Consider the following 7,122-nt stretch of genomic DNA (forward strand, 5'->3'; position numbering starts at 1 on the left):
CAGAACGCCGTATCCAAAATGTTGCAGCAGGTGAAATTTCACCAACCAGCACAGATGCGATTAACGGTAGCCAATTGTATTCCGTTGCCAATACCTTAACTCAAGGTATGAACAATATGGCGAATGATGTGAATATGAACTTCAAGCGTATGAATAACCGTATCAACGATGTCGATCGTAAATTACGTAGCGGCATTGCAGGTGCGGTGGCAATGGGGTCATTGGTGCAAGCCTATCATTCAGGTGAAAGCCTCTTGACTGTGGGTACCGGGGCATATCGTAACGCCTCTGCGTTAGCTGTGGGTTATTCACGAGTTTCGGATAACGGTAAGGTTATAATTAAAGTTTCCGGTAGTGTGAACAATGTCGGTCATTACATGGGAGGCGCAAGCGTTGGTTACAGCTTCTGATTATAGATAATGTAAAAAGCGCGGTTAAATTTAGGGCGGTTTATTTTAAACCGCCCTTAGATTGTTAACTGAGTTTATTTACGTAGTTCTGATCTACAGCAAAAATAAAGCCGAACCCCATTTGATAATATCAAAGAAGAATTTGTTTTGCTCTGTTGCTACACCGGTACTTTTACCATCAGCTTTTGCTTCTTGAACCATACCATTGACATATTGGCCTTTCACTACAGCTAAATCTTCTCTTGCTTTTGTTTGCAAGGTTTTACAGGTTGAAATATCTAAAGGATCAACATTCTCTTTGGATTTATATTTTTTTAATTGATAGGTCGCGTACTTCATCGCTTTTTCATCACCTTGGATGATTTTGACATTATCTTCACCAATAATATCTTCTAAGGGATAGAAAAAGACATATTGAGAATAAATGTAGCTATCTTCTTTTTGGAAATGTTCATACTGAATTCGCGTTAAATTCGGATAAATACATTGTTCCGTTTGTTTTGCCGCAAATGCCCATTTCTGTGCATCCCCATCTGAAAGTTCATAGGCTGCGCCTGCATATTCTGCCGGAATTGCCGATTGTTTTTCACCCAATAAACTGCAACCTGCAAGACTTAACACTGCTGTCGCTAAAAGTAATTTTTTTAACATATTAATACATCTTCCATAATTAAAATTTTTCACTATTTTAGACAGAAAGGATTTTTCGTCAACTGGTTAATACAGAGAAATAATCCAATCGTTACCAATCTAAGAGTATAATTAAACTCTATTAACAAATTAAATTATTGACCTTCATTTCTAATACAGTATAATTCTTTACCAATAACTCCCCCAGCTTTGCCAATCCATGTGATTGGAACTTCAAGGTTGGGGGCTTTCTTTTTTCTTATATTCCCACAATTTCCAATGACTCAGATCCATTACAACCCCCATTTGCTGTAAATTAACCGCATTATTTTCTACTTTAGGAAATTCTTCCAATATATTTAAAAATCGTGTTCCCCATGTTGAATTGGGACAAATCACATCTAACAGACGTTTCATTAAACAAAAATAAACAAAAGGTTGAGCTACATTAAGCTGTTTCCATTGGTCATCTTGTAAACCTTTCAGATTTGCTTTGAAAATAATAGGTTTATTCCACAAGCGTCCATGGTGAGCTGATACATTACGAATAAAATTAAATGCATGTAAATGAGTTTGTAAATGCTTGCCGTCTTTTAAATGATAAATTTTAGCAATACGATCTTTATCTTTGGATAACATTCCTTTGAAAAGCATGGACATAGTGCCAAAATCCCAAACTTCACAAGCTGCCCAAATAGGTAAATCTCCATAATTATCTAAATGGTGTTTAACAAAACTACTACCTGATTCTCGGTTAATCAGGTTTTGATATTTCATCAGCCATTTATCATGATCAAAGTGCGCATCAAAATACTGCGATTTTCGATAAACCAATGGTTCATATTTCCCTAATTCATAAGCAATATTCACCCTTAAAGCAATTTCAATACGCTCTAAAGCATCCAGTGCCAACTGCCTAAGTTTTTTGTCAAACATATATAAAGCTATGACATCGTCAAATCGACTATTTGGTATAAACTGATCTAATCTTGTTTTCGAGCTTTCTTCACTCATTTGACGAAAAGAATAAAAATAGCCACTCAAACGATAGTAACCTATAGTTTTTAAATAACCGAGTGCTTTTTTCTCATCCTGAATAATTAAACCTCTTTGTTGTAGAGTGGCAAGTTGAGCGTGAAAATTTTTCCATATTTTGGGTTGTTTCATTTTATTTATCTTAGAGTCTATTTAGGGTCTGTTTATCTTTCAATAAAAGGCTGCGGCGGAGCTTATTTTTTGCCCAATCAAGGCAAAAAAACTGCCGTTTAGTCATTCTAAACAAAGTTTTTTTAACACAGAGTGGGCAAAAAAGAAGCCCGCCCCTTCGGGTTGTGCCTAAAAAAGCCATCGTCGTTGTTGTAAAACTTGTAAATAGTCCTGCTATTAACTGCGTTTTACGCCTAGCCGATGGCTTTTTTAGGCGACAACGCAGCTTTTTATTGAAAGATAAACAGACCCTATAAAATAGGATAAATTCCCATTATTTAGAGAGCATAAAAGCGCGGTTAAAAATGTTCATATTTCTAACCGCGCTTTAAAGGCTGATTAACCTAAAATTTGACGTAAAGCAGTGCCAATGTCCGCTAAACTTTTCACCGTTGTTACGCCGGCATCTTGTAAGGCTTGGATTTTTTCATCTGCCGTGCCTTTGCCGCCGCTAATGATTGCGCCTGCGTGCCCCATACGTTTGCCTTTTGGCGCGGTAATACCGGCAATATAGCTGACCACAGGTTTGGTGACATGTGCCTTAATAAAGGCAGCGGCTTCTTCTTCCGCTGAGCCACCAATTTCACCAATCATCACAATGGCTTCCGTTTCGGGATCCTCTTGGAAAAGGCGTAGAATATCAATAAAACTTGAGCCCGGAATAGGATCACCGCCAATCCCCACACAAGTGGATTGCCCATAGCCTTCATCCGTAGTTTGTTTTACTGCTTCATAGGTTAATGTACCTGAACGTGAAACAATCCCCACTTTTCCTTTTTTATGAATATCCGCCGGCATAATGCCAATTTTGCATTCATCCGGAGTAATAATACCCGGACAATTTGGACCAATCATCACAACACCGGTTTCCTTTAAGCGTTGTTTGACTTGTAACATATCCAAGGTCGGAATGCCTTCGGTAATACAAACAATTAGTTGAATACCGGCATCAATGGCTTCTAAGATAGCATCTTTACAGAAAGGAGCAGGAACATAGATTACCGTCGCCGTTGCACCTGTCGCTTCCACCGCATCACGCACAGTATTAAAAACAGGTAACCCTAAATGCGTTGTACCGCCTTTATTGGGTGAAACGCCGCCGACCAATTGCGTACCATAAGCAAGAGCTTGCTCGCTATGAAATGTTCCTTGTCCACCGGTAAAGCCTTGGCAAATCACTTTGGTATTTTTATCAATTAAAATTGCCATAATTACTGTTCTCCTGCTGCCTTAACGGCTTGCTCCGCTGCATCTGTTAAAGTTTGTGCTGCAATAATATTTAAACCACTTTTAGCCAAGATTTCACGTCCAAGTGGCGCATTATTTCCTTCCAAACGCACCACCACAGGCACGGTTACCCCGACTTCATTGACCGCGGCAACAATGCCCTCAGCAATGAGATCGCAACGCACAATACCACCAAAAATATTCACCAAAATCGCTTTTACATGACTATCCGAAAGGATAATTTTAAACGCACCGGCTACTCGCTCTTTTGTTGCGCCACCGCCCACATCAAGGAAATTGGCCGGTAATCCACCGTGGTGCTTGATAATATCCATGGTTCCCATAGCAAGACCGGCACCATTCACCATACAACCAATATTACCGTCCAATGCCACATAGTTTAAACTCAATGCTTCGGCTTCCGCTTCGCGAGGATCATCTTGAGTTAAATCCTGCATCGCTTTAAGTTCAGGTTGGCGATATAAGGCATTATTATCCACCGAAATTTTGGCATCTAAACACACTAATTCACTATCAGTCGTCACCACCAGTGGATTAATTTCGACCAGAGCCAAATCTTTTTCAATGAATAACTTCGCCAAACGCACAAAAATTTGCGCAAAGGCATTCACTTCATTGCCTTTTAACCCTAATTTAAAGGCTAATTCACGACCTTGATAGGGCTGCCCCCCCACCAATGGATCCAAGGTTACTTTGTGAATTAACTCAGGGGTTTTCGCGGCAATCTCTTCAATATTCATACCACCTGCTGAAGAGGCCATAAACACAACCCGTTGAGTAGCACGATCAATGACCGCCCCCAAATAAAGCTCTCGAGCAATTTGGCACGTCTCTTCAATATAAATCGTGTTAACAGGCTGCCCTTTGGCATCTGTTTGAAAGGTTACTAACCGTTTGCCTAAAAACTGTTCTGCAAACGACCACACTTCCTCCGCATTGCGTACTAATTTTACACCACCTGCTTTGCCTCGCCCTCCGGCATGTACCTGACATTTTGCTGCCCATACATTTCCATTTAATTCAGAAATCGCTTGAACGGCTTCATCAGCTGTACTACAAGTCATTCCACGACTTACAGGCAAGTGGTACTGAGCAAAAAGTTGCTTTGCTTGATATTCATGTAAGTTCATGTTGTCTCCTTTTGATTGGCTTCCTGTATTTTACAAAAAGATATTTTAAATATAGGGCCGCACTTTTCTTCAAGTGCGGTCATTCATGTTTAAATTTCTAATAATAATCGCGTTGGATCTTCTAATAAATCTTTAATGGCTACCAAGAAACCAACGCTGTCTTTGCCGTCAATTAAACGGTGGTCATAAGATAACGCCAGATACATCATTGGACGGATGACCACTTGCCCATCAACGGCAACAGGACGATCTTTAATCGCGTGCATGCCTAAAATCGCGCTTTGTGGTGGGTTAATAATTGGCGTTGACATCAATGAACCAAATACACCGCCATTGGTAATGGTAAAGTTACCGCCGGTAAGATCGTCTACGGTTAATTTACCCTCACGGCCTTTTTCCGCTAACACTTTGATTTGTTTCTCAATTTCCGCCAAACTCATTTTATCGCAATCTCGTAACACCGGGGTCACTAAACCGCGTGGCGTGGAAACTGCAATGCTTACATCAAAATAGTTGTGATAAACAATGTCATCACCATCAATAGATGCATTTATCACAGGATAACGTTTTAAGGCCTCCACCACGGCCTTCACGTAGAAAGACATAAAACCTAAACGTACATCATGTTGTTTCTCAAATTTTTCCGCATATTTTTTGCGTAGTTGCATAATCGGTTGCATATCGACTTCGTTAAAAGTCGTTAACATTGCCGTGGTGTTTTTCACCTCAAGCAAGCGTTCTGCAACGCGTTTGCGCAAGCGTGTCATTGGCACACGTTGTTCAGCTCTATTGGTATTTAAAACAGGCGTATTTTGTACCGCACTTTGCGCCTTAACTTGGGCTTTTTCAGCCACCACGCGTTCAACGTCCGTACGCGTAATACGACCGCCCACACCGGTTCCTTGAATTTCATCAGGATTTAAATCATGCTCCCCCACTAAGCGGCGAACCGCCGGGCCTAATGCGTCTGCATGATTATCATGGTGACTTAATGCGGCTTCTTTACGCTCTGATGGCGTACTTTCTGTTTCGGCTTTTTTCGTCACCACCACTTCACCCACTGCCACAGAACCAAGCAATTGATTGCTTATCACCGTTGCACCTTCCCCTTGAATAATGCTATCAAGCACACCATTATCCAAGGCAGGTACTTCAAGCACGACTTTGTCCGTTTCAATTTCCACTAAAACTTCATCACGCACTACGGTATCACCTACAGCTTTATGCCATTTCACCACTGTCGCATCGGCAACGGATTCGGGAAGAACGGGGGTTAAAATATCAAATTTACTCATGGGATCTCCTTATTATCTCCTTTTTATGTAGGATATTATACAGCACCGCATTAGGCAACTGGCTTTTTCAATTTTCTCACTATGAGTGTTGTAGTTATTTTATGAATTTAGGTTAGAACTAATGATATTAATACCTCAGTTAAAAACAATACACAGAGTATAAAATTAAAATACTTTTTCAAATTTATCTCTTTCTAACTTATTATTTGGTTTAACTAACAGCATCTATCATAAGATACACCCCAATTTCTGATAAATTTATTTTATTAATCCACCTTATATTTTATATGGCAAATTTTTATTCTTACCCCATGCAATCATTTAGATACATCATATTCCTATTTAAATTTTCATCTCCCGAATATAATTCATCAGTTTTATTTACTCAATATAAAAACTGTTCTTTTCGTTTTTTGAATGATAACCATCATCCAAAATTTAACAAACCAATTGTCTCTATTCGTTGAACAGGAAGTAAGTAATTCCCAAACTAATACCGCTACCAACTTGAATTGCAATACCTGCATTAAATCCACTGGATTGAGCATTAAATATATAGTCTGAACTTAACCATTGATTTCTAATTACAATATCCCGTTTGTTTAGCTTTGGTTCCACAATCCATTTCAATATAGCCTTTTTTATTTAAACAGCTAATAACTTTATTTATTTGACGATCACGGTTTAGAGTCAAATTTGCTCCCCATTTTTCCTATTGGGAAAATTTATTTAGTTTAGTAAATCCCCTTTTTTGTAAGCAAATATCTCGTTTTTTAATATCATTTAAATATAACTTTTTACATTCATTAGCTATTTTTTTAGCTTGAGAAGCTGTTCCTTGATATATATATTCATATCCAGAAGATATTTGCTTATTATATTCTTTATCTATTCTAGAGTCATTCCAGTCTAAAAATGCTTCATCAAATGGGTTTAAAAAACCACCACAAGCATTTAAACTGAGACATAAAACTAAATTTAATTTCAATTTAAAAGGCTTTTTCATCAATCACCCCATTTAAGTTAGTTGGTTCTACTAATGTAGGTATTGATAAATTTTCTTTTCTAGAATTAATAGCCCCCCAAATATGTTCGTATTGTTCATAAAGAGAACTTTTTATTAAGCTATCATTAATATCTATTAGATATGTAACCATCCCCTAAAATAATACAACTTATGTGTAGAATATAACAATCAACTAC

General features: G+C 38.4%; 7 protein-coding genes. 1 reads left to right on the forward strand and 6 read right to left on the reverse strand.

Features of this window, described 5'->3' with window-relative positions:
• On the forward strand, positions 1-410 hold a 410-nt coding region (locus tag Q0O89_RS09935; protein ID WP_293731544.1), incomplete at its 5' end, for a YadA-like family protein.
• Between the two features lie 93 nt (positions 411-503).
• Here the strand turns inward: Q0O89_RS09935 and Q0O89_RS09940 are convergent.
• The 6 genes from Q0O89_RS09940 to Q0O89_RS09965 all read right to left on the reverse strand — a co-directional run bounded on the left by Q0O89_RS09940 (position 504) and on the right by Q0O89_RS09965 (position 6,925).
• Positions 504-1,061 carry a DUF5358 domain-containing protein gene (locus Q0O89_RS09940; protein ID WP_293731545.1) on the reverse strand — a complete coding sequence of 186 codons (558 nt, stop codon included), beginning with the start codon at positions 1,059-1,061 and terminating at the stop codon, positions 504-506.
• 213 nt (positions 1,062-1,274) lie between these two features.
• Positions 1,275-2,207 (reverse strand): Abi family protein, encoded by a 933-nt coding sequence (locus Q0O89_RS09945; protein ID WP_293731546.1) that lies wholly within the window; start codon positions 2,205-2,207, stop codon positions 1,275-1,277.
• 378 nt (positions 2,208-2,585) lie between these two features.
• Positions 2,586-3,455, reverse strand: a complete 870-nt coding sequence (gene sucD / locus Q0O89_RS09950; protein WP_273384391.1) for a succinate--CoA ligase subunit alpha — start codon at positions 3,453-3,455, stop codon at positions 2,586-2,588.
• Positions 3,456-3,457: 2 nt separating this feature from the next.
• Positions 3,458-4,624 (reverse strand): ADP-forming succinate--CoA ligase subunit beta, encoded by a 1,167-nt coding sequence (gene sucC, locus Q0O89_RS09955; protein ID WP_293731547.1) that lies wholly within the window; start codon positions 4,622-4,624, stop codon positions 3,458-3,460.
• 89 nt (positions 4,625-4,713) lie between these two features.
• Entirely contained in the window at positions 4,714-5,919 is a 1,206-nt protein-coding gene (odhB, locus tag Q0O89_RS09960) for a 2-oxoglutarate dehydrogenase complex dihydrolipoyllysine-residue succinyltransferase (protein WP_293731548.1), read from the reverse strand.
• A 712-nt stretch (positions 5,920-6,631) separates the two neighbouring features.
• Positions 6,632-6,925, reverse strand: coding sequence for a hypothetical protein (locus Q0O89_RS09965; RefSeq protein WP_293731549.1), 294 nt, complete (start codon positions 6,923-6,925; stop codon positions 6,632-6,634).
• Positions 6,926-7,122 lie beyond the last annotated feature (197 nt).

It is taken from the genome of uncultured Actinobacillus sp., assembly GCF_945915845.1.
Lineage (GTDB): Bacteria > Pseudomonadota > Gammaproteobacteria > Enterobacterales > Pasteurellaceae > Exercitatus.

Excerpts from the sequence above, each read along its gene's own strand:
- odhB (WP_293731548.1), bottom strand. The coding sequence starts at position 5,919 with ATGAGTAAATTTGATATTTTAACCCCCGTTCTTCCCGAATCCGTTGCC.
- Q0O89_RS09965 (WP_293731549.1), bottom strand. The coding sequence starts at position 6,925 with ATGAAAAAGCCTTTTAAATTGAAATTAAATTTAGTTTTATGTCTCAGT.
- sucC (WP_293731547.1), bottom strand. The coding sequence starts at position 4,624 with ATGAACTTACATGAATATCAAGCAAAGCAACTTTTTGCTCAGTACCAC.
- Q0O89_RS09945 (WP_293731546.1), bottom strand. The coding sequence starts at position 2,207 with ATGAAACAACCCAAAATATGGAAAAATTTTCACGCTCAACTTGCCACT.
- sucD (WP_273384391.1), bottom strand. The coding sequence starts at position 3,455 with ATGGCAATTTTAATTGATAAAAATACCAAAGTGATTTGCCAAGGCTTT.
- Q0O89_RS09940 (WP_293731545.1), bottom strand. The coding sequence starts at position 1,061 with ATGTTAAAAAAATTACTTTTAGCGACAGCAGTGTTAAGTCTTGCAGGT.